Origin of the sequence: Gymnodinialimonas ulvae (assembly GCF_037543845.1) — a bacterium.
GTDB lineage: Bacteria > Pseudomonadota > Alphaproteobacteria > Rhodobacterales > Rhodobacteraceae > Gymnodinialimonas > Gymnodinialimonas ulvae.
Map to the genome: position 1 here is coordinate 32,745 of NZ_JBBIFX010000001.1, position 21,752 is coordinate 54,496.

The 21,752-nt window shown below is 60.1% G+C and carries 17 protein-coding genes; 10 read left to right on the forward strand and 7 right to left on the reverse strand.

Features of this window, described 5'->3' with window-relative positions; genetic code table 11:
- Window positions 1-42: 42 nt before the first annotated feature.
- Entirely contained in the window at window positions 43-1,062 is a 1,020-nt protein-coding gene (locus tag V8J83_RS00145; protein WP_339982097.1) for a sugar ABC transporter substrate-binding protein, read from the reverse strand.
- A gap of 179 nt (window positions 1,063-1,241) precedes the next feature.
- On the opposite strand from V8J83_RS00145, the gene V8J83_RS00150 reads away from it, so the two are divergent.
- The 8 genes from V8J83_RS00150 to V8J83_RS00185 all read left to right on the forward strand — a co-directional run bounded on the left by V8J83_RS00150 (window position 1,242) and on the right by V8J83_RS00185 (window position 9,274).
- The gene (locus tag V8J83_RS00150; protein WP_339982099.1) at window positions 1,242-2,408 is read left to right on the forward strand and encodes an ROK family transcriptional regulator; all 1,167 of its coding nucleotides are present in this window, start codon (window positions 1,242-1,244) and stop codon (window positions 2,406-2,408) included.
- A gap of 307 nt (window positions 2,409-2,715) precedes the next feature.
- The gene (locus V8J83_RS00155; protein WP_339982102.1) at window positions 2,716-3,762 is read left to right on the forward strand and encodes a LacI family DNA-binding transcriptional regulator; all 1,047 of its coding nucleotides are present in this window, start codon (window positions 2,716-2,718) and stop codon (window positions 3,760-3,762) included.
- A gap of 17 nt (window positions 3,763-3,779) precedes the next feature.
- Window positions 3,780-5,075 (forward strand): xylose isomerase, encoded by a 1,296-nt coding sequence (gene xylA, locus V8J83_RS00160; RefSeq protein ID WP_339982104.1) that lies wholly within the window; start codon window positions 3,780-3,782, stop codon window positions 5,073-5,075.
- Window positions 5,076-5,412: 337 nt separating this feature from the next.
- Window positions 5,413-5,634 (forward strand): hypothetical protein, encoded by a 222-nt coding sequence (locus tag V8J83_RS00165; protein WP_339982107.1) that lies wholly within the window; start codon window positions 5,413-5,415, stop codon window positions 5,632-5,634.
- Window positions 5,615-6,781 carry a TRAP transporter substrate-binding protein gene (locus tag V8J83_RS00170; RefSeq protein ID WP_339982109.1) on the forward strand — a complete coding sequence of 389 codons (1,167 nt, stop codon included), beginning with the start codon at window positions 5,615-5,617 and terminating at the stop codon, window positions 6,779-6,781. The genes V8J83_RS00165 and V8J83_RS00170 overlap by 20 nt, the downstream gene beginning before the upstream one ends.
- A 113-nt stretch (window positions 6,782-6,894) precedes the next feature.
- Window positions 6,895-7,410, forward strand: coding sequence for a TRAP transporter small permease (locus tag V8J83_RS00175; protein ID WP_339982111.1), 516 nt, complete (start codon window positions 6,895-6,897; stop codon window positions 7,408-7,410).
- 12 nt (window positions 7,411-7,422) lie between these two features.
- Window positions 7,423-8,754, forward strand: coding sequence for a TRAP transporter large permease (locus tag V8J83_RS00180; RefSeq protein ID WP_339982114.1), 1,332 nt, complete (start codon window positions 7,423-7,425; stop codon window positions 8,752-8,754).
- Between the two features lie 106 nt (window positions 8,755-8,860).
- Window positions 8,861-9,274, forward strand: coding sequence for a universal stress protein (locus V8J83_RS00185; RefSeq protein WP_339982116.1), 414 nt, complete (start codon window positions 8,861-8,863; stop codon window positions 9,272-9,274).
- Window positions 9,275-9,335: 61 nt separating this feature from the next.
- Here the strand turns inward: V8J83_RS00185 and V8J83_RS00190 are convergent, their stop codons facing one another.
- The 3 genes from V8J83_RS00190 to V8J83_RS00200 all read right to left on the reverse strand — a co-directional run bounded on the left by V8J83_RS00190 (window position 9,336) and on the right by V8J83_RS00200 (window position 13,100).
- On the reverse strand, window positions 9,336-10,313 hold the full coding sequence (locus V8J83_RS00190; RefSeq protein ID WP_339982118.1) for an ABC transporter permease: 978 nt from the start codon (window positions 10,311-10,313) through the stop codon (window positions 9,336-9,338).
- 12 nt (window positions 10,314-10,325) lie between these two features.
- Window positions 10,326-11,831, reverse strand: coding sequence for a sugar ABC transporter ATP-binding protein (locus V8J83_RS00195; RefSeq protein WP_339982120.1), 1,506 nt, complete (start codon window positions 11,829-11,831; stop codon window positions 10,326-10,328).
- 96 nt (window positions 11,832-11,927) lie between these two features.
- On the reverse strand, window positions 11,928-13,100 hold the full coding sequence (locus tag V8J83_RS00200; protein WP_339982122.1) for a sugar ABC transporter substrate-binding protein: 1,173 nt from the start codon (window positions 13,098-13,100) through the stop codon (window positions 11,928-11,930).
- A 269-nt stretch (window positions 13,101-13,369) separates the two neighbouring features.
- On the opposite strand from V8J83_RS00200, the gene V8J83_RS00205 reads away from it, so the two are divergent.
- Entirely contained in the window at window positions 13,370-14,284 is a 915-nt protein-coding gene (locus V8J83_RS00205; protein WP_339982124.1) for an AraC family transcriptional regulator, read from the forward strand.
- Here the strand turns inward: V8J83_RS00205 and V8J83_RS00210 are convergent.
- On the reverse strand, window positions 14,268-15,704 hold the full coding sequence (locus V8J83_RS00210; protein WP_339982126.1) for an arabinose isomerase: 1,437 nt from the start codon (window positions 15,702-15,704) through the stop codon (window positions 14,268-14,270). The two genes, V8J83_RS00205 and V8J83_RS00210, sit on opposite strands and share 17 nt — an antisense overlap.
- Window positions 15,705-16,176: 472 nt before the next feature.
- On the opposite strand from V8J83_RS00210, the gene V8J83_RS00215 reads away from it, so the two are divergent.
- Window positions 16,177-18,612 carry an Ig-like domain-containing protein gene (locus V8J83_RS00215; RefSeq protein WP_339982128.1) on the forward strand — a complete coding sequence of 812 codons (2,436 nt, stop codon included), beginning with the start codon at window positions 16,177-16,179 and terminating at the stop codon, window positions 18,610-18,612.
- Between the two features lie 100 nt (window positions 18,613-18,712).
- On the opposite strand, the gene V8J83_RS00220 is transcribed toward V8J83_RS00215, so the two are convergent.
- Both V8J83_RS00220 and V8J83_RS00225 read right to left on the reverse strand, forming a co-directional pair.
- On the reverse strand, window positions 18,713-20,017 hold the full coding sequence (locus V8J83_RS00220) for an HlyD family type I secretion periplasmic adaptor subunit (protein ID WP_339982131.1): 1,305 nt from the start codon (window positions 20,015-20,017) through the stop codon (window positions 18,713-18,715).
- Window positions 20,014-21,750: a type I secretion system permease/ATPase gene (locus V8J83_RS00225; RefSeq protein ID WP_439649767.1), complete on the reverse strand. Its 1,737-nt coding sequence runs from the start codon at window positions 21,748-21,750 to the stop codon at window positions 20,014-20,016. The genes V8J83_RS00220 and V8J83_RS00225 overlap by 4 nt, the downstream gene beginning before the upstream one ends.
- Window positions 21,751-21,752 lie beyond the last annotated feature (2 nt).

A 21,752-nucleotide genomic window follows, 5' to 3' on the forward strand; every position in this document is an offset into this window, starting at 1 on the left:
CTTCGTTTAGCATGGTTCGGGCTCCGATGCCCCCCGTTCAGTTCAGCCCCAGCAGAGGTTGGCGCCTTCTTCGACGGAGATGCTGTCGACACCGTCGATTGGATCCGCGGTCACAAGCGCCACGCCAGTGTCGAAGAAGTCCTTGCCAGGCGTGTTTTCAGGTAGGCTTCCGTCTTCGGCATAGGCGGCGATGGCCTCGATGCCCAAAGACGCCATAAGCAGCGGGTATTGCTGCGAGGTGGCGCCAATAACACCATCAGCGACATCCGCAACACCGGGGCAGCCCCCGTCGACTGAGACGATCAGGACATCATCCTGACGGCCCACGGCCACGAGCGCCTCGTATGCGCCTGCTGCAGCGGGTTCGTTGATCGTGTAGACGACGTTGATGTCGGGGTCGGCGGCAAGGCAGGTTTCCATCGCCGTGCGCCCGCCTTCTTCGTTGCCAGCGGTGACCTCGTTACAGATGATCCGTTCGTCGGTTTCATCGCCCCACATGTTGGGGTCAACGACATCGATGCCAAAGCCCGTCAGAAAGCCCTGGTCGCGCAACACGCCAACGGTTGGCTGGCTGATCGCGAGGTCAAGCATCGCGATCCGCGCGTCGGCGGCTGCATCCCCCAGCGCGCCCGCGGCCCATTGGCCGATCAATTCGCCAGCGGCGAAGTTGTCTGTGGCAAAGGTCGCATCAGCGGCTTCGATGGGCTCAAGCGGTGTGTCGAGCGCGATTACAAGGATGCCAGCGGCACGCGCCTCTTCCACGGCGGGAACGATGGCGGCAGTGTCGGATGCGGTGATCAAGATCCCCGAGGCACCGTTTGCGATGCAAGTTTCAATCGCGGCCACCTGAGCCTCGTTGTCGCCGTCCACCTGCCCGGCGTAGGAGTTCAAGGTGATCCCGAGCTCTTCGGCAGCGGCCTCTGCGCCCTGCCGCATCATGACGAAAAACGGGTTGGTGTCGGTTTTGGTGATGAGGCACGCGGATACGCCGTGCCCGTCGGCCATCGCCGCGCCGCTCGTTGCAAATGTCGCCAGAGCGGTGCCGATCAGTAGCTTCTTCATTGTGTCCTCCCAGACCAGGTTTCGGCGGGGTTGGCCCCGCCCGATCCACGACCCCTCCGCGGGCCGTCTAGGCTCAAAGAGTCACGATTCGAACTGACCTGTCAATTAATTAGTTAACTTTCTTTATTTAACAGAATGCTCTATACTGAATCCGCGAAAGAGGGCATGTGTATGCGCCAATGAAAGACGAACTGGTCAGATCGCTCAGTTTTGGGCTGAGCCAAAGAGGCGTTCGCGATCACAACGAACGGCTTCTGCTTTCGCTGATCCAGCGCCATGGCGGGATGCCCGGAAGCGACCTGTCGCGCCACGCCGGCTTGTCGCCGCCTACGGTGTCCAGCATCCTGCGCAGATTGGAATCCGAAGGCCTTGTGCGTCGCGGCGATCCTGTTCGCGGCAAGGTGGGCAAGCCGTCGATACCAATGCATCTTCATCCTGAAGGCGCTTTCTCGTTTGGCCTCAAGATCGGTCGGCGGTCGGCGGAATTGGTGCTGCTGGATTTCACGGGTGCGATCCGTGACGAGCGGCATCTCACCTACGCGCGTCCGCATCCTGACGAGATCTTCGGCTTCGTTGAGGATGGCGTCAGCGAGATTACCGCGACGCTAGACGATCTGCACAGGGCGCGGATCTGCGGGTTCGGTGTGGCCGCCGCATTCGAGATGTGGGACGACACCGATGTCCGTCAGGAGAGCGTCTTTGCGGATTGGCGGGGCCTTGACCTGAGAAGTCTGTTGCGAGAGCAGACGGGCCTGCCGGTTTTGCAATTGAACGACGCAACGGCGGCTTGTCAGGCGGAGCACACCTATGGTCGCGGCAAGGAATTTCAGGATTACGCCTATTTCTTTGTCGGGGCCTATATCGGAGGGGGCATTGCGTTGGACAATTCCGTCTACGAAGGGCGTCAAGGCAACGCCGGTGCCCTTGGGTCGCTGCGCAGCATCGGTCCCAATGGCGAAAGCATGCAGTTGGTGGATATGGCCTCTATCCATCAGTTGGAACGCAGGCTGCATGAGGTTGATCTGGATTCGCGGCAGTTGTGGACCGATCCCGAGAGCTGGAGCAGATTGGCACGATATGTCGATCCCTGGCTGGGTCAAACGGCGCAGGAGTTGTCGAAAGCGGCCTTGTCGACCTGTTCGGTCATAGATTTCGAAGCGATCCTAATCGACGGAGCCTTCCCGGCGCAAATTCGAGATGAGCTGGTCGAACGGGTCCGGCGCTACGTGGTCACACAGGACCGGCGTGGCCTGATTTGCCCGCGCATCGAGGCGGGCAGTATCGGTCACAAAGCGCGCGCCATAGGGGCCGCGGCGCGCCCGATCGGGGCGCAGTTTCTGCTTTGAGACGCGCCTCGGATGCGTTGGTGTGTTCGAGCGCTTGGAACGCGCCGCGCACGTCCACGGGCGGTACAGGTATGGGGTTGGGCGCAGCGCGGGGCGAGGTGCAAGCGCCGTTGGCGCGCCTTGGTCGAAACTGTCGCTCTAAGCAGATTCCCATCGCGTTGTGGTTCGACGCGCATTCCAATCGAATACGTATGATCGTTGGTAAATCATGTGATGATCCATACTAGGAAAAACATGCTCTGGTGAAAATGATTGACGACCATCATTTTGGCTCACTAAGCTGATGGTCGTGTGGTTTGGAGGGGTTATGCGCTGGGAGGATGGCATCAAAAGCCCGACGCTGCATGACGTCGCCCAACTCGCGGGCGTAAGCTATGCGACCGCGGACCGCGTGCAGAACCGGCGCGGCAATGTCGCGGAAAAATCGGTACGCAAGGTCGAGCGGGCCATGGAGCAATTGGGCTACGTGCGCAATGTGGCCGCCGCCAATCTCTCGCGGAGTCGCGTGCGCCGTTTGGCCTTTGTTCTGCCGTCGCGCTCGCACCCGTTCTTCCTGAGAATGCACGAGCAGATCGCCAAATTCCGGCAGCACATAAAGGCGGCGCAGCTTCAGCTTGACGTGATTGAATTCCCAGCCTTCGATACCGAAGCCCTCGAAATCGCTTTGTGGGATCTGTTGGCGCAGCGCTATGATGGGATCGCCTGTGTCGGGCAGGGACAGGATCGCGCCTTGACGATGCTGCGCGAGGCGGGGGCGAAGGTTGTCACGCTGGTCTCTGACGGGCCGAAAGCGTGTCGGGATCACTACATCGGGATCGACAACGTCAAGGCCGGGCGCACTGCAGCGCGCATGGTCGGCATGGCCCATCGCGGGCAGCCCGGCCGTGTGATCCCGCTTGCCGGTTCGCTGGATGTCCGGGATCACGGCGATCGCATCCGAGGCTTTACCGAAGTTCTACGATCCGATTATCCGCAGATTGAGTTTTGCGACCTGATCGAGACCAAGGACCAGGATCGCCTGATGCGCCAGGCATTGCGTGCGCGCGTCGAGACCGAGCAGGCCGTCACTGCGATCTACAACGCGGGCGCTGGCAACGATGGCCTGATCGAGGTGTTAGGGACGACTGATCAGGAAAAACGGATCTTTTGCATCATCCACGAAGTATCCGGAAAAAGCCGCGAGGCCCTGAAAGAAGGGGTTGTCGATGTCGCCATCGACCAGCGCCCCGAGATCGAGATGAGCCGTGCCTTGGCTTTGTTGCAAGCGATTGTTGATGATCTTCCGCCGCCGCCGGCGCCCGAACTGATCCCTGCGATCTATGTGCGTGACAATCTACCAGATGACCCTTTGTAATTCATGAAAGAAACAAGATGACCGATTTCTTCCGAGATGCCGCCCCCGTGCGCTATGACCCCGATGCAATGGGCCTTGCGTTTCGTCATTACAATCCCGACGAGATCGTCATGGGCAAGCGCATGGAAGAACATATGCGTTTTGCGGTGGCCTTTTGGCATTCCTTTGCGTGGCCTGGCGGCGACCCGTTTGGTGGCCAAACGTTCGAGCGTCCGTGGTTTGGCGACACCATGGATCTGGCGAAGTTGAAGGCCGACGTTGCGTTCGAGATGTTCGATCTGCTCGATGTGCCGTTCTTCTGCTGGCACGATGCGGACATTCGTCCTGAGGGCGACAGTTTCGCCGAGAGCCAGCGCAATTTCGAGGAGATCGTCGATTACCTGATCGGGAAGATGGAAAGGAGCAAAACCCGCGTCTTATGGGGCACCGCGAACCTGTTTTCGCACCGGCGCTTCATGTCCGGGGCGGCCACCAACCCGGACCCCGAGATTTTCGCCTGGTCGGTGGCGACGGTGAAGAATTGTATGGATGCCACCCATAAGATGGGCGGTGAAAACTACGTCCTTTGGGGCGGACGCGAAGGGTATGAGACGCTGCTCAACACCGATTTGAAACGCGAGCGCCAGCAGGCCGGGCGGTTTCTTCAGATGGCGGTCGAATACAAGCACAAGATCGGCTTCAAGGGCGCGATTTTGGTGGAGCCGAAGCCGCAGGAACCCAGCAAGCATCAATACGACTATGATGTGGCGACGGTATACGGCTTCCTCAAGGAATTCGGGCTTGAGGACGAGGTTCAGATGAATATCGAGCAGGGCCACGCGATCCTTGCCGGCCATTCGTTCGAGCACGAATTGGCGCTGGCCGCATCTCTGGGCATCTTTGGCTCAATTGATATGAACCGCAACGATTACCAATCCGGCTGGGACACGGATCAGTTTCCCAACAACGTGCCTGAGGTCGCTATGGCCTATTACGAAGTGCTTAAGGCGGGTGGGTTCACAACCGGTGGCACCAATTTCGACGCGAAGCTGCGCCGTCAATCCCTCGATCCAATTGATCTTATTGCGGGCCATGCCGGTGCGATGGATGTCTGCGCGCGAGGCTTCAAGGCGGCGGCCGCGATGCTGGAGGACGGCGGGCTCGAGAACTTGCGTCAGGCCCGCTACGCCGGTTGGGACGCGCCCGAGGCACAGGCGCTTTTGACCAGCGATTTTGACAGTATTGCCGCACAGGTCGTGGCGGACGGGATCAACCCGCAGCCCCGCTCGGGCCGTCAGGAAATCTTGGAGAACCTTGTAAATCGGTTCGTCTGAGTGTGAAGGTCGGGTCCGAGGGCAATCCCGCCAATGAACAGGTGCCGCGCGGGCGAATAGGTGCCCGCGCGTGAATTCTGGTGTCGGCTTAAAGCCTTAGACGCCCCTACTTGCCCCAGCGCGCGATTTTATCTGTTCGTTGATCCGGCGCGATCTTTTCTGGCAGCGGAGCGCTTTTTGTCGGCGTCCAATTTATAGGCTACGCCAACGCAAAGCCTTGTCCGGTGCGTGGAGAGGCCAACCTAAGGGTTGCGCGCAAATGTAAGCGCTTGCATTTTAGATCTTTAAGGTCCTAGATTGCTTGTAGGATTCGTATGTCGGGAGGGACAAACGAGCTATGGCAATCATCTTGGCCGGTGTCTTACTCGCGCTCTTTGTTGGTAATGTCGCCTTGGGATCGACTTCCAACTCTGCCATTCTTGGCAATGTAGGCGAGATGCTGCTTTTGCTGTCGGCGTCGATAGTGTTCGTCATCGGGATCCTGAAAAAAGAAGCAGATGCAAAGGCCGCCGCCCAAGAGCCGCAGCCGCGCGTCGACGATGTCCAGGGAGGACGCTAAATTGGATCATGATACACAGGAATTGAAGTCGGCCGAGCGCCGCAATTTCCTCAAGCTGGCCGGGAGTGGTGCATTTACCGCCGCCATGGTTGCCGGTGCGGCGGGCACGCTTTGGTCGTCTGAGGCGGCAGCCCAAACCCAGCAGGAAGAGGCAGAGCGCGAAGCCGCCGCTGAGCACATCATGACGCTGGCCACTGCCTATGTTCTGGGTGCATCGCGCAGCTATCCGATCATGCAGCTGGACCTCAAAGAGAATGTCCAGAACATGACCAACGGCAAGGTCTACGTGCGTCTTGCGCCAGGCGGTCAGCTTGGTGCCGGTGGTGCGTTGGCACAGGCCGTACAAGGCGGCACGATCCAGTGCGCGCAGCACTCGCTGGCCAACTTCGCGCCTTTCGCGTCTGCCGTTGACCTGATTAACCTGCCGTATTTCTGCGGCTCGAACCAACGCTTCACCAACCTCACATCGTCGGATGCGTGGAAGTCCGAAGTTGACCCCCGCATCGCGGAGTCGGGCTTCAAGGCGCTGATGTATATCGTCATCGATCCCCGCGTCGTTGCCGTGCGCCAGGGCGGAAATGCGATTGTCACTCCCGCGGATATGGCAGGCGTGAAGTTCCGCGTTCCGGGCTCTGCGATGCTGCAACAGTACTACCGCATGGTCGGAGCGAACCCGACGCCGGTGGCTTGGGGTGAGACGCCGTCCGCCATCCGTCAGGGCGTGGCCGACGCGCTTGACCCCTCGGTGGGCGCACTTCACGTATTTGGCTTTGGCGAGATCCTCAGCCACGTGACCTTTACGCAAGCCGTGCCGGATAGTCAGGTTTACTCGGTCAACCTCGAATGGTTCAACTCGCTTCCCGCCGATGTGCAGGAAGGCATCGAGTTCGCCGGTGAAGTGACCCAGCAGCAGAACCTCGCCAAGGTGCCCTCGGCGCGCTCCTATGCCATGTCGCAACTGATCGCGAACGGTGTCGAGTTCCACTCGCTGTCCGAAGATCAACTGGCCGAATGGCAATCCGTTGGCGGCTACCAACTGTCCGATTGGGACGAGTTCAAGGTCGAACTTGCAGGCTCCATGGACACGTTCGCGCGCCTCGAAGAAGCCGCAGGCACCGCCAGCCGCTACTACGTCCACGACGCCTAAGTCATATCGGGCTCCGCCGTCTTTGGCGGGGCCCGTTTCCGTTCGGACCCAAGCCCAAATTCACGCCCACTGCGCGTCCGGCCCTCTCCGAAGGCGCTGGCAAGGGGAACGTCATGTCGAATTTTCTCAGCACGCTGAACAAAAACGCCGAGCGTTGGTTGCTTCTGGTGTTCTACGTCATGCTCGTGGGCACGATGTTCATTGAGGTCGTGCGGCGCGAAGTCTTTGCCTATTCCTCGATCTGGGGTGAAGAAATTGTGCGCTATTCCTTCATCTACCTGGCTTGGGTCGGGGCCGCCTCCGCCGTGAAAGAGCGTGGCCATATCCGCATTGATGTAATCCTGAATTACGTCCCGCCGACGGTGAAGACGCTGATCTACATCTTTGGCGATATCGTCATGTTCATCGTTGCAATCATCGCTTTGTATTGGTCGTTTGAGGCGGTGCATGTGTCGTGGAAATTCGGCTCGGTCACGCATGGGTTGCGGATCAGTCAGACCTTCTTTCTGTTCGCCGTGCCGTTTGGCTTCGCGTTGGTCATCGTGAGGTTGACCCAATCCTTCCTTCGGGACTTATCCGACCTTCGCAACGGCCGCGCCGTCTATGAAGGCGACAAGCTGTTCGACTGAGGGGACAGGCACATGCTTTGGCAGACACTCCAACAACAAACGGTCGAGCTTGGCTGGGATTTCTACGTTCCGATCATCGTCTTCGTGATCCTCGTGGCCTTGGCGGTTCCGGTCTGGGCCTCCATCGGGGCGGCGGCGATTATCATGTTGATGATGTCGGGCGCGCTTCCGTTGTCGCTGGTGGGTGAGAGCCTGTTTCACGGAATTGACCACTTTGCGCTGACCGCTGTGCCGCTGTTCATCCTGACGGGTGACGTGTTGGTCCGAACCGGTTTGTCGAAGAAATTCCTCGACGTGGCCGAGGCCATCACGTGTTGGGCCAAGGGCGGCTTTGGCTCGGCCACTGTTCTGGTCTGCGGCATGTTTGCTGCGATCTCTGGCTCGGATGCGGCGGGGGCGGCGGCGGTGGGCCGCATGACCATCGACCGCCTCGTGGAATCAGGCTACCCGCGCCCCTATGCCTGCGCGCTGGTTGCGGCGGGGGCCTGTACCGGTATCCTGATCCCGCCTTCGATTGCCTACATCATCATCGGCCTCGTGCTGGGTGTGAACGTGTCGATCCTGTTCCTGGCGGCTGTCATCCCCGGCCTTCTGGTCCTTTTCGCGATCCTGTTGACCAACACCATCGTCAACCGCCGCCACGCCTACGAGGGCGGTGGATTGATGACCGTCGGCGAATGGGCTTCGAACCTATGGAAAACGATCAAATCCGGCTGGTACGCGTTCCTGGTGCCCGGCATCATTTTCTACGGTATCTTCTCTGGCCGCCTGACCCCGACCGAAGCCGGCGCCGTTGCCGTCGTCACCTGCATCGCGATCGGTTTCATCATCGGTACGCTGCGGTTCAGCGACTTCCCGGCGATGCTCGTCAGCTCCGCAAAGGTGAACGGTGTGATCCTGCCGATCATCGCCTTCTCCTTGCCGCTGGCGCAGGCGCTTGCCGTGCTCGGCGTGCCGCAAGGGTTCGTTGCGGCGGCGACCGGCGTGAGTGAAGACCCTCGCGTGCTGATCCTGATGATGATCCTGATCCTGATCGCGGCGGGCTGCGTGATGGAGACGACACCCAACATCGTGATCCTTGCGCCGATCCTTTACCCGCTGGCGCAGAACATTGGGATGAACGAGATCCAGTTGTGCGTGATGATGATCACCGCGCTTGGCGTCGGTTTCATCACACCGCCCCTGGGCCTGAACCTGTTTGTGGTGTCGGGGATCACGGGGGAGTCGATATTGAAAATCGCGGCGCGCGCTGTGCCGTTCGTCTTCTTCATGCTGATCGTAACCCTGATGATTGCCTACATCCCTTGGATTTCAACGGCCCTGCTGCCGGAGATCTACCGCTAGCGCAGTTGTTTGTCTTGGCGTCTGCGAGGGCTGTGAGCGTCGAGCGCGCGGGACCTTGCGCGTTCAACAGCCGATAAGGCAGCCTGAACCGTGAAGGAGACCTGCAATGTATGACCACATTATTGTCCCGATGGCTTTGGATCATGGGTTTGGTGCGACCGCGCTTGAGCTTGCCCAGAAGCTTTTGAACCCGGGCGGAACGATCACTGCGCTTCATGTTTATGAACAACCCTCCGGCACCGTGAATGCCTATCTCGACGAAAGCACGGTGCAGAAGGCCTATGCAGCGGCGGAGGCCAAGTTGGCGACGCGCATGAAGGGTGTGCCCAATGCGCAGGCCACGGTGGTCAAGGGCCACAGCGGGCGTACGATCATTGATTTCTCGTCGGACAAAAAGGCCGATTGCATCATCATCGGCTCCCACAAGCCGGGTCTGATCGACTATCTCCTGGGGTCGACCGCATCGCGGGTTGTGCGGCACGCGCCTTGCGCCGTCCACGTGTTGCGCGATCCAGATTAACGCATCTTGGCAAGGCTGAACGGAGCCGGGAGGGGGCTGGCGCTACGTGCCGTATGCCGCCTTACCCCAGCCGTTGGCGCACCCCATCAAAGCCCACCGCAAGGATCAGGACGACGCCGCGCGTGACGTCCTGCCAGAAGCTGGAGACGTTCATCAAGGTGAGCCCGTTGTTCAGCGTCCCGAGGATCAAGACCGCAACGAGCGTGCCCCAGACCGATCCGCGCCCGCCTTGGAGTGACGTTCCACCAAGGATGATCGCAGCGATAACGGTCAGCAGGTGCGGGCCCGCCGCATTTGGCGCGGCAGCTCCCAACATCGCGGCCAGAACGGTCCCCGCAACCGCACCGGAGACCGCGGACATCACGTAAAGAGAGACCTGTGTGCGATCCACGGGCAAGCCAATCAAGCGGCTTGCATCGGGATTGCCGCCCACCGCGAAGGCGTGGCGCCCGAAATGGGTCTTCTGCATCATCAGCCAAAGAGCGACGTACACGGCCAGCATCAGGATGGCCGGGACGGGAACCCCTAAAACGCGCCCCTGACCGATCCAGTTGAAGCCATCGACGAACAAGGGTTTTGTGAGCCCTCCGGTGAGGATCAATGAAACCCCGGTGACGATCGACATCGTGGCCAGCGTCACGATCAACGGGTTGAGCCGCAGGTAGGTGGCCAGAATGCCGTTCACCAGCCCGATCACAACAGCCACAGCGATTGCGGCCAAGACCGCGAACCAGATCGGAACCCCGGCCGCGTGCAGCAGTGCGATAATGACACCGGTCAAGCCCGCCACCGCCGCCACCGAAAGGTCAAGGCCACCGGCGATGATCAAGGGCGTTCCAGCCGCCGCCATAAGGCCGATCAGGGCGATATTCGAACTGATCGATGTCATGTTGCGCACGGTCATGAAGAACGGGGACAGGAAAGAGAAAACGATCAGCAAGAGGATGTAGAATATCAGCAGGATCAGAACCGTTGTTCCCACGCCCGATCCGCCGAATAACCGCCGGATGACACCTTGAGACAGCATTGCGTTTGACATCTTGGGCGCCTTTTATGCGGAGGTTACGGGGCGGGCGGAGGCGGAGAGCAAATCGTTTGCCGTCGCTCCGTGTGCGAATTCGGCCAGGATCCGACCGCGATCTATCACCAGGGATCTGTCCGACAGCCCCGCAATTTCCTCGACATCGGAAGACAGCACCAGAACGGCCAGGCCGGAGCGGGCAAAGTCGACCAGATGGGAATAGATTTCGCGGCGCGCGCCGACATCGACACCCCGTGTGGGTTCTTCAAGGATCAGCATCTTGACCTTGGGGTTCAGCCACCTTGCCACGCAGACCTTCTGCTGATTACCACCCGACAGGAACCGGATCGCCTGCTCCGGGCCAGAGGTTTTGATGCCGAGCTTGGTGATCCAATCCCGGGTATGTTCGAGCTCGCGGGATGGTGATGTGAACGGCCCGTTGCCGAAGTCGCGTTGAAACGCGGCGACCAGATTTTCGCGCACGCTCATGTCGGCCATGATGCCATCGGTCTTGCGTTCTGCGGTCACAAATCCAATCCCGGCGTCTTTGCCCTTGAGGGCCGAGACTGGCTGGTAGGGCTTTCCCAACAGGGTTGTGTCGCCCGCCGGTGGGCGTCCTTCAGCGCCGAAAATAAGGCGACCCAAAACCTCGACCCCGGAGCCGATCAAGCCGAACACGCCGAGGATTTCACCGGCGCGCAGATCGAAGGACACGCCCTCCACCTTGCCCGGCAAGGTCAGCCCCCTGCAGGTGAAGATAACCGGAGCATCCGAGGGAAGGGGGGCACGCTCTTCAAACATGACACCGGCGACTTTGCCAAGCATGGCACCGACCACCTCTTCGACTTGTGCCGTGTCGGGATCGAATTCACCGGCGTTCAACCCATCGCGCAGCACAACGATGCGATCTGAAATCTCGAACACTTCCTTAAGATAATGAGAGATATAGACGATGCTTGTGCCGCGCGCTTTCAGGCCGCGCAGGATCGTGAAAATCTGCTCGCTTTCCTGCTCCGACAGGGACGCGGTCGGCTCGTCCATAACCAAAATATCCGCTTGCGCTTCAAGGGCGCGGGCAATCTCGATAATGCGTCGTTCGGCGACGGGCAGGTCCGCGACCAAGGTCTCCGCCGCGAGGTGCCCAAAGCCCAGATCATCGAGCACGACCTGCGCCCGGCGCGCCATATCGGACCAATTCACCCGCCCCGCGCTATCGGCGCTCATGCAGATGTTTTCGGCGATACTCAGCTCCGGAAAGACCGAGATTTCCTGCGGTAGAAAGGTAATCCCGACGCGGGCGGAATCGCGGGGAGATGTGAATTCGACCACATTCGCGTTGACGCGGATTTCACCGGAAGTCTTGGTGTAATTCGCCGTGAGGATCTTCATCAACGTGGATTTGCCCGCCCCGTTGGACCCCAGCAACGCCACGATCTCGCCGGGCATCACGTCCAATGACACGCCTTCGAGAACCCGGACCGTGCCGAAGTTTTTTACGATGTTGCGCATCTGGATGCGGGGGATGGCGGCGTTCATCGGGGGATCACCTGTTGCAGCAGACCGGCAGCCTGGGCCGCGGCGATAGAAAAAGCCACCTGGCGTTGCGGCCAAGTGGCTTTGACTGTGATGGGTTTAGTTGTTCGGGATCAGGTTCTGCACATCGGCCAGGTCCGGATCGCTGCGCAGGGCCTCCAGATGGGCGAGGAAGCCTTCCTCGGGGAAGCTATAGTCGATGACCGCGACGTCCTGACACTCGATGCTGTCGTTGAACTCACAGATGTTCGCGGGCGTCACCATCTGGTGATTGATCAAGACCGCATCCGGAAGCTCTTCCCCTGCGAGTGTTGCAAGCGCCATCGGGATGAGTGCATTGCCGTAGCGTTCGGGAAACGAGCCCACGGCGGCGACGAAGTTTTCCTCGGTCGCCAGTGTCTCGCCTTCGTCTGCGCCAAGACCCACAACGGTGACCATCTCACGCCCGTCTTGTTGGGCCGCGCGCAGAATGCCTGTGGCCGCTTGATCATTGATCGCAGTGCCCATGATCGGTACGCCCTCGGGAATGCGGCTGAGCAGGTTGTTGGTTTGGGTGAAGCTTTCTTCCAGCGTGTTCTTGCTGTCGAAGGTCAAGATCTGATCCTCCGGGAAATCAGGCAGGGCGGCACGGAATCCGGCGATCTGACCTCCGGTGCGCATCGCCGGGATCGGGCCGGATTGCGGCAGCTCGCCTTCGATGAAATACCCGTTCATCACCGCATCCATCCCGTGGCGTTCGACGGCGGCCTGTGCCAGATAAGAGCCACCCATGAACCCGGCGCGCGGGTTGTTCACGCCGAAAAAGCCCGCACCGGGCATCGGGATGTCGATGGCGACCACCGGGATATCGGCCTCGTTCAAGCGGTTCATGATGACGGCTCCGAATTCAGCGTCAGTTTGGAACTCGATCACGAAATCGACGTTGCGTGTGATGAAGCTTTCGGCGTTGGCCAGCGCCGTTGCGCCATCCAGTCGGTTGTCGGCCACAACAACTTCGATCCCGGCGGCTTCGGCGTTTTCAAGGATTCCTTGCTCGACAAGGACGCAGAACGGGATGTCGCGCTGCAGATTTGCGAAGCCGATCACATAGGTTTCGCCGTTGCGTGGCGGATTTACCTCCATCGCGGACTGGACCATCGCCATCAGGTTTTCGGCAGGAAACATCGTCCCGTCATGTGTCGCCGGGTCGAAGCCATGGAAGTCCGCCAAGGCCGGGGCGGCGGCCACCGAAAGGGCCAGCGCGGCCGTTGCAGACAAGATGAAGTGTTTCATTTGGATCTCCTCCCAGAATGTGTGCATGGCTTCCGCGGGCGGATTGCATGCTCTCCCTAAGAAAAAGGCTAGAAGAGAATCGGAGCAAAAATCTGGTTAAATGGATACAAGATTTGCTCACTTCAGGTTGGTGCGCGGTCGCTGTTTTGAGCGAATTACTATCCGGAAAGTATAATATTTTCATATATTTGACGTAGTTTGATGGGGCGAGGCGGTTGCATCCGGCATATCGTGGTTGATTTGTGTTTGCTCCGTGCCATCCTGCGTTCATGAGGGACAATACAGAGAACTATTTCAGCTACATTCCGGAAAGCCGGCTATGCCATACGCTGGGTTGCACCTTGCAATCGTCCGGTTTCACGCGGGTGCCGCCGCATGCCCAATATCCGGCGCCGACCCATCCCGTCGATCATTTGTTCGGGCGCTCGCAGGGGCGTGTCTTGCAGGCCTATCAAATCGTTTGCATTTCGGAAGGGCGGGGCCGGATCCAGCTCGGGCGCGCGAGCAAGCCGCAGGACATTAGGGCCGGTCAGGTCTTTGTACTGTTGCCCAACGTCTGGCATCGCTACGCGCCGGAGCCCTCGGTCGGATGGACGGAGCACTGGGTCGAATGCAAGGGAACCGCATTTGATATGGCGTTGAATTCTGGTCTGCTCGACCCGACACGGCCGATCGTTCGCAATCCGAACATAGCTCTGATCGAAGACACGTTTGCCGAAGTCCACAAGCTGGCGCAGCAAGACGCGGTCGGTCATCAGCCGGTGCTCTCCATGCTTGGCCTGAAATTGCTGGCCATTCTTGCCGGGCCACGAAATGCGAATGAGGACAGCACCAACAAGTTGGTTAACACGGCTCGGATGCTGTTATTGGAACGCTGTGCCGCGCCGCGCCCCATGGAGGAAATCGCGGAGGAATTGAACGTAAGTTACTCCACCCTTCGGCGTACATTTCGTACCCACACAGGCATGTCGATGAAAGAATACCAGATGTCGGCCCGGGTCCAGAAGGCGAAGGATTTGTTGGACAATACCGAGCTTTCGATCAAAGGCGTCGCGGCGCAACTGGGGTTCAGCTCGGCCTTCCACTTTTCCAATCAATTCCGAAAATCGGTCGCCTGTTCTCCATCCGACTGGCGGGCGCGATTTGGTCAGCGGCAGGATCGCCGCGTCAGCACACCCGAATGACATCCAATCCCAGAAGTGCCCCCAGCTTCTCAATCCGGTTGGCGATGTGGCCGACCCCCACCGCGCAATGGTGAGCGGGGGCTGAGGCGTTCCAGGTCTCCACAAACTGGCGCGCCCCAAGTGCGAATTTGTAACGGCTGTTGGTATTGCCGATTTCAAGAATGGGGCCGGGCACAGATTCCCCTTCCGCCACCAACAGCGAGACCTTGCCAGCAATCTCCAAGACCGACAGGCAGGTGATCGGACCGTGCATCACGCTCATCTCCACGCTAAGGCCTGCACCGACTTTACCATGATAAACCTCAAGCGGGCGGACCTTGGTTTTCCCTTGCGCGATCCGCGTGTGCCCTGGCCCGTCGTGCCCCATCATCACGACGTCTTCGGCATAGTCGATGGCGTAAAACTCGGTAAATGAACCACCTCCACCAAAGGTATCCATGATCTTCATGGCTTGCGCATTCTTGACCTCGTATTCGCCCGCAACCGGCACGCCAGACGCGGTCAGCATCGAACACCCCAAAATGACCGAGGTGATGATATCCTCATGGGCCGAGCCGGGTTTAGATTCGTAATAATAGGCCATAGATCCGAGTCCATGCCTTTCGATCATCTTGAACAATGCGGCGGCCGTGGTGGCGGCGCGGTGGAGTTCTTCTTCCGGGCAGTCGGGTTGGATATCAAACTCGGCCCGGATCCGGTCGAGCGTTTCGGCGATGTCGGCCTCGCTCAATTCCCCCCGGATCGCAGCCAGTTCATCAATCTCGACGATCTCGATGATCGTCCCGAAAGCAGTCGATTGCAGCGCCATATCGGAATAGATGTCGAGCATCCCGTTATAATACCGCCCCATCACACCCAGCTTCGTATGTGCCATCACATGGCCAACGCGGGCGGCTTCGATCCAGGCCTCTATCTCGGCATCCACATGTTCGTCGCCTTCAAGGACACCGGTGACCTGATGGAAATCGATCCCCGCCCGGGTAAAGACATTCGCGATCTCGGGAACCGGGCAAGCGTTGCAATGGGCCAGCCATTCACCGGTCATCTGCGCGCGGCTGTTGAGGGCATTGAAATGCACCAGATCAATGGCATCGACGGGTTGCAGGTTGAGGGTGACAACCGGCACCCCTGCACGGCGTACGACCGGGAGTACGGTCGAGGATAGCGCATAGGTCGTGACGTAGAGAAAGATAACATCAACATCCGCTGACCTGAAATCATGGCCCGCCTGCACGGCCTTCTCGGGCGTGTCGATCAGGCCGAGATTGACGACTTCAACATCATCGCGTTGCAGCTTTTTCTCTACCACCCCAACATAGGACTTCAGCCGCTCTTCCAGTCCTTCGAATTGAGGCCAGTAGGCGTCCAACCCGATCCCAAACAAGCCCACTTTCAGAGTGTTTACTGCGATATCAGCCATTTAACGTTCCTCCCCGCCAGGCAATCGCCCGTATCTTTGCGGGACACAGCCTCCTCCGCTCTGACCCGTCATGCTGTCACACTAGGCACGATGGCGCTGCGAATTGTGACCGCACGCATGCAAGAATTGATCAGTTTTTCAGTGAAATTGGCACTGTGCTGTCCGGAACAACACGAGCACTACGCAAGCCACGGACAGCCGCGCATGCCCTCTCGGGTGCGGTTTTTGCCAATGCGGCTTTGCCGGTCTGCAGGGTTTCGCCCTGAAACGCCGGATCGTCTAAGTGGCGCGCAATCAGAGGTGGAAAAAAACCAGAATCGCGTTAACGTTTTGTTCATTGATAATGGGGGTAAGTACGATGAATATCCTTTTTGCAACAAATTCATTTATTTACGCGACGGTCGGTGGACCATGGAACGTCGAAGAACAATTCGCAAGATTGGCCCAGGACGGCGGACACAGTGTTACGCCGGTGTATTCACGTATTGGTGGCGGCACGCTTCAGGCCCATTGGGAAGATGAGTTACGCACCAATGTGCGTGATGAGCTTGAAACCGGATCCTACGACCTTTTCATCATGAACGGGCGCAGTGGCAGCGAGGCAGGGTTCGACACCTATGCCGGGCTTCTGGAAGACCTCGCGACAAGCAATGGTGCGCGGACGTTACTTCTGAGCTCATGGCCTGCGGACAATCGCATCAGCCTGAGCGATCCCAATACTGAGGTTGAAGCCGATGAGGTCGCGCATCGGTCCGCGGCCGAAAGTCATGGGACCGGATACATCCCGGTCAATCTCGCTTACCGCGAACTCTACCTTGCTTTGGCCGACCGTTACAACGACACCGAAAACGGGGCCATCGTCGAAGAAATCCTGACGGCAGATAACGGTCATGGCAGCCACCTTGGGAATTATCTGACCGCTACAATGCTCTATGCGTCAATTTTCGAGGAGAGACCGCCCGCGCTGTGGATCCCACCCGATGTCTCTGGGGCTGATGCGACATTGGTCCGAAACATTGCGTGGTCCATCACACGAGACTTCGCGATCCCAATTGATGGCAATGGCCCCCCGCCGCCGCCGCCAAACGAAGACCCAGAGCTAACGTCACCAACAAGCTTTAGCATCGCGGAAAATAGCATCGCCGTTGGAGTAATCGCAGCGACGGATGCAGACGGAGATGACCTGAGTTACACCATCGCGGGCGGTGCCGACGCGGCGGTGTTCGAGATTGACGAGACAAGCGGTGCCTTGCGATTTGCCACATCGCCCGATTTCGAAACGCCGGGTGATGCCGGTGGTGACAATGTCTACAACCTGAACGTGTCAGTCAGTGACGGGGAGGGTGGAAGTGACGCAGCTTCGGTCAGTGTTTCTGTCACAGATGTGAATGAGCAGGGGGGCAACACGGACCCGGTTTTCGTGTCGCCCACGAGCTTCAGCGTTGCGGAAAACAGCACTGCAGTTGGGGCAATTGCGGCGACGGACGCGGATGGGGATGACTTGGGCTACACGATCGCGGGCGGTGCCGATGCGGCGTTGTTCGAGATCGATGAGACAAGCGGGGCCCTGCGATTTGCCGCCGCGCCCGATTTCGAAGCGCCCGGCGATAGCGGTGCCGACAACGTCTACGACGTCGACGTGTCCGTCAGCGATGGTCAGGGCGGCTCTGCTGGTGCAAGCCTGCAGATTTCCGTCAGCGATGTGAACGAGGGCGGGACCGGCGAGCCGGGTCCGGGCGTCGATTACTCCACCTACAACGCAATCGAGGCTGCGGGTTATACGCGGGGCACGGCGGGCGCGGATGTGTTTGAATTCAACGCAGTGCGGGGTGACGTTGCCTTTGCGGGCGGCGCGGGCCTGGACGCGTATCTGTTCAACGCTTTCTCCGATGGCAACGTGCACCGAGTGCGCGAGATTGAGGCGGGTGAGATCCTCGACGTCTCGCCATTGGTTGAGTACACCGGCGGACCGGTGAGCGATTACGTCCGCATTGACGCCAGCAATGCGTCGCGGCCGATGCTTGAAGTGGATACCGACGGCGCCGCTGGTGGGGCGAGCTTCGCACGTCTGGCACTGGTTGTCGGGTTGGACGCCGACGACGCGCAGCAAATGTACGATGCCGGGTTGTTGATTATTGACGGTGAAAACGACGGTGGTGATCCTGCGCCGAACACGGACCCGGTTTTCGTGTCGCCCACGAGCTTCAGCGTTGCGGAAAACAGCACTGCAGTTGGGGCAATTGCGGCGACGGACGCGGATGGGGATGACTTGGGCTACACGATCGCGGGCGGTGCCGATGCGGCGTTGTTCGAGATCGATGAGACAAGCGGGGCCCTGCGATTTGCCGCCGCGCCCGATTTCGAAGCGCCCGGCGATAGCGGTGCCGACAACGTCTACGACGTCGACGTGTCCGTCAGCGATGGTCAGGGCGGCTCTGCTGGTGCAAGCCTGCAGATTTCCGTCAGCGATGTGAACGAGGGCGGGACCGGCGAGCCGGGTCCGGGCGTCGATTACTCCACCTACAACGCAATCGAGGCTGCGGGTTATACGCGGGGCACGGCGGGCGCGGATGTGTTTGAATTCAACGCAGTGCGGGGTGACGTTGCCTTTGCGGGCGGCGCGGGCCTGGACGCGTATCTGTTCAACGCTTTCTCCGATGGCAACGTGCACCGAGTGCGCGAGATTGAGGCGGGTGAGATCCTCGACGTCTCGCCATTGGTTGAGTACACCGGCGGACCGGTGAGCGATTACGTCCGCATTGACGCCAGCAATGCGTCGCGGCCGATGCTTGAAGTGGATACCGACGGCGCCGCTGGTGGGGCGAGCTTCGCACGTCTGGCACTGGTTGTCGGGTTGGACGCCGACGACGCGCAGCAAATGTACGATGCCGGGTTGTTGATCGTATAAGCCAAACCTGATGATGCAGTCGAAGGCCGGTCGGTTCGCGTTCGACTGTATCGACTGGCAGGCCCGTGTTTCGCGGTATGCGACCTTGAACAGGGCGCGGTCAGCTTTCTCGGAAAGCGCGCGAGAAGTACGATGAAAATGGCTCCAACAGGTACGTCAGAGGTGTGCGCTCCGCGGTGCGAATAAACGCGTCCACCGGCATGCCGGGCACCAAGACCCGTGCCCCGAGCAGGGCGGCTTGGTCTTCGGGCAAGACAATCTCCGCGCGATAGAAATTGCCGCCTGAGACATCATCCACAAAAGCATCGGCAGAAACTTGGCTGACGACACCCGTGATCTCGGGCAATTCGTTCTGGTTAAACGCTGGGAAGACGACCGAGACGTCCTGACCGGTAAAAACCTGATCAATATCGATGGCGGGGATGCGCGCCGAAATGACCAGCGGGCGTCCTTCGGGGACAAGATACGCGAAAGGATCGGCGGGGCGCAGGACGGCGCCTTCACCAAAGATGGTCAGGCCGTGGATCCGGCCCGCCACCGGCGCACGCAGCTCCAATCGCGCGATGCGTGCAGTCAGGCTATTGGCCCGCTCGGTCAATTCCTGCTCCTGGACGCGGATTTCGCGTAGTTCGGTAATCGCCTGTTCGCGTTGCTGCGTTTGCAGCTGCAATATCGCCAATTCGCTTTCGATGATGCGTTCGGCGGCCTCTGCCTGACCGGCGGCAACCTCGCCTGCGTTGCCCTGCAATTGTACTAACTCCTGCTGCAGACGCACGACCGGCTCGCGCGTACCGGAGCCGCTGTTCAGAAGGGCCTGGCGGCGCTCCAGTTCCTCCGCAACCAATGCGACTTGCGCGGCCAGCGCGTCTTGTTGCGCCTGCAAGGCCTGGACCTGGGCGTTGACCTGCGTGATGCGGCCGCGAAGCTGTTCGGTCTCGCGGGCAATCGTCTCGGCGCGGGCGGCAAAGAGGTTGGCCTGGCCAGCGACGAGTTCCTGGATTTCGACATTGGCTTCGGCGAATTCTAGCAGATCGGGCGCGAAGGCGACCGCATCGGCGCCATCGCGTTCGGCTTCAAGTCGGGCGCGGCGGGCCTGCACCTCCGCGAGGTTGGTCCGGACCACTGCAAGCTCCGTCTGCAACTGCGACGGATCGAGCCGGGCCAGAACATCCGACGCCGCCACCCGGTCACCTTCATCGACCAGAACTTCTGCGACAAGACCGCCGTCGGGATGCTGGATCGCCTGACGGTTGCGGTCGACTTCGATCTGCCCGGAGGCCACCACCGCGCCCGATAGGGTCGTCATCACCGACCAGGTGCCGAAGCCGCCTATCAAAATCAGTAACCCAAACACGCCAAGCCTCAGTGGGCCCGAAACGGACCATGTGGATGTTTCACCGCTCATGTCAGCGCGCCTTTGGTTTGATTTTCCGTGACCAGTCGCACATCGGACGAATTTTTTAGGACCTTGGCCAGCACCTCATCGCGTGGCCCGAACGCCTGCGCCATGCCGCCGCGCAGCACCAGTAGCTTGTCGCATTGCTGAATTGCATTGGGCCGGTGAGCCATCAAGACCACGCTGAGGCCGCGGGCTTTCATGCCTTGGACCGCGCGGTTCAACGCTTCGGAGCCTGCGTGGTCGAGCGCGGAATTTGGCTCATCCAGGACCAACAGGACCGGATCGCCGTAAAGGGCGCGCGCCAGGCCGATGCGTTGTATTTGCCCGCCGGACAAGCGCGGCCCGAGTCCTGCGACCTGCGTGTCGTACCCGTCGGGCAAGGCTCTGATCATCGTATCCGCGTCCGCCGCGATGGCCGCCGCCGAGACAGCGGCAGGATCGGGCGAGGGGTCGAGGCGGGCGATGTTCTCCGCGATGGTGCCGTCGAACAAGGTTACGCTTTGCGGCAGATAGCCGATGAGCTTGCCCAATCGGTCGTCTTCATATTGGTCCAATGTGGCGCGGTCGAGCCGGACGGAGCCGCCTGCGGGTGCCCAAAGGCCCGTGATTGCGCGGGCGAGGCTGGATTTCCCTGATCCGGAGGGGCCGATGACCCCCACCGCTTCACCCGGTGCAACGCGGAATGACACGCCGCGAAGTGTGGGTGCGCTGGCGCCCGGTGGGACGATGGAAAGGCTCGAAACCTCAAGTGCCGCGGCCGGGCGCGGCAGGTCCAGCTTCGCCATTGGTTCCGGCTCGTCGACGAGAAGGCCTTGAAGGCGCTTCCAGCTGCGCATGGCCTCGGAAATCATCGACCATTGCCCAATCGCAAGATCGATGGGGGCGAGGGCGCGGCCCATCAGGATCGAGCCTGCGATCATCGCACCGGCGCGCAATTCCCCACGCAACACCAGAAGCGCGGCAAGGCCGAGGATCGCCGATTGCAAGAACATCCGGAAAGTCTTGGAAAGGGTCGAGAACCCACCGACCTTGTCTGCTGCGCGCATCGAGACATCCAGCGCGCGTTTGCGTTGACCGTGCCAGCGCGAAAACGCTGCCCCCTGCATGCCGAGCGACCGGATGACCTCGGCCTGCGACTGCATCTCGCTGGCCATGCGGTCGGCCATACGGCCCGTCTCAGCCGCCTCGCCGAGGGGCTTTGCGGTGGTTTGCCGGTTGAGGATCGTCACCACGACTAACAACAGCGCACCCCCGAGCGCGAGCCATCCAAGCCATGCGTGGAAGACGAAGATAACGGCGATGAACAGCGGCGTGAATGGCAAATCGAAGATGGCCATGAACACTGGCGAGGATGTCAGGCGTTGCACAGACGCGAGATCGGATTGCGCGGTCTGCGATTGCCCGGTGCGCCGCGCACGCGTCATGGCCGCACGGAAGACACGGGCGTCGAACGCTTCCTGCAGTTTGGCCCCATACCGTGCGGCCACCCGCGACCGGGCGAAATCGAGCACGCCCATCATGATGAACAGGAAGGCGACCAAGATCGTCAGAGCCAGCAAGGTTTCTTCGCTGCCAGAGCCGAGTACGCGTTCGTAGACCTGCAACATGTAGAGTGGGCCGGTCAGCATCAGCAGGTTCACAAAGAGGCTGAACAGGAGAACCGACCACAGAATCCACGCATACTTCCGGCGGAAATCGGCAAGCTCATCCCTGCTATCCGTTCGTTTTTGAGACAAGATCG

Excerpts from the sequence above, each read along its gene's own strand:
- V8J83_RS00170 (WP_339982109.1), top strand. The coding sequence starts at position 5,615 with ATGTCCAGGGAGGACGCTAAATTGGATCATGATACACAGGAATTGAAG.
- V8J83_RS00220 (WP_339982131.1), bottom strand. The coding sequence starts at position 20,017 with ATGAGCGGTGAAACATCCACATGGTCCGTTTCGGGCCCACTGAGGCTT.
- xylA (WP_339982104.1), top strand. The coding sequence starts at position 3,780 with ATGACCGATTTCTTCCGAGATGCCGCCCCCGTGCGCTATGACCCCGAT.
- V8J83_RS00180 (WP_339982114.1), top strand. The coding sequence starts at position 7,423 with ATGCTTTGGCAGACACTCCAACAACAAACGGTCGAGCTTGGCTGGGAT.
- V8J83_RS00195 (WP_339982120.1), bottom strand. The coding sequence starts at position 11,831 with ATGAACGCCGCCATCCCCCGCATCCAGATGCGCAACATCGTAAAAAAC.
- V8J83_RS00210 (WP_339982126.1), bottom strand. The coding sequence starts at position 15,704 with ATGGCTGATATCGCAGTAAACACTCTGAAAGTGGGCTTGTTTGGGATC.
- V8J83_RS00205 (WP_339982124.1), top strand. The coding sequence starts at position 13,370 with ATGAGGGACAATACAGAGAACTATTTCAGCTACATTCCGGAAAGCCGG.
- V8J83_RS00155 (WP_339982102.1), top strand. The coding sequence starts at position 2,716 with ATGCGCTGGGAGGATGGCATCAAAAGCCCGACGCTGCATGACGTCGCC.
- V8J83_RS00145 (WP_339982097.1), bottom strand. The coding sequence starts at position 1,062 with ATGAAGAAGCTACTGATCGGCACCGCTCTGGCGACATTTGCAACGAGC.
- V8J83_RS00150 (WP_339982099.1), top strand. The coding sequence starts at position 1,242 with ATGAAAGACGAACTGGTCAGATCGCTCAGTTTTGGGCTGAGCCAAAGA.
- V8J83_RS00185 (WP_339982116.1), top strand. The coding sequence starts at position 8,861 with ATGTATGACCACATTATTGTCCCGATGGCTTTGGATCATGGGTTTGGT.
- V8J83_RS00165 (WP_339982107.1), top strand. The coding sequence starts at position 5,413 with ATGGCAATCATCTTGGCCGGTGTCTTACTCGCGCTCTTTGTTGGTAAT.
- V8J83_RS00200 (WP_339982122.1), bottom strand. The coding sequence starts at position 13,100 with ATGAAACACTTCATCTTGTCTGCAACGGCCGCGCTGGCCCTTTCGGTG.
- V8J83_RS00175 (WP_339982111.1), top strand. The coding sequence starts at position 6,895 with ATGTCGAATTTTCTCAGCACGCTGAACAAAAACGCCGAGCGTTGGTTG.
- V8J83_RS00190 (WP_339982118.1), bottom strand. The coding sequence starts at position 10,313 with ATGTCAAACGCAATGCTGTCTCAAGGTGTCATCCGGCGGTTATTCGGC.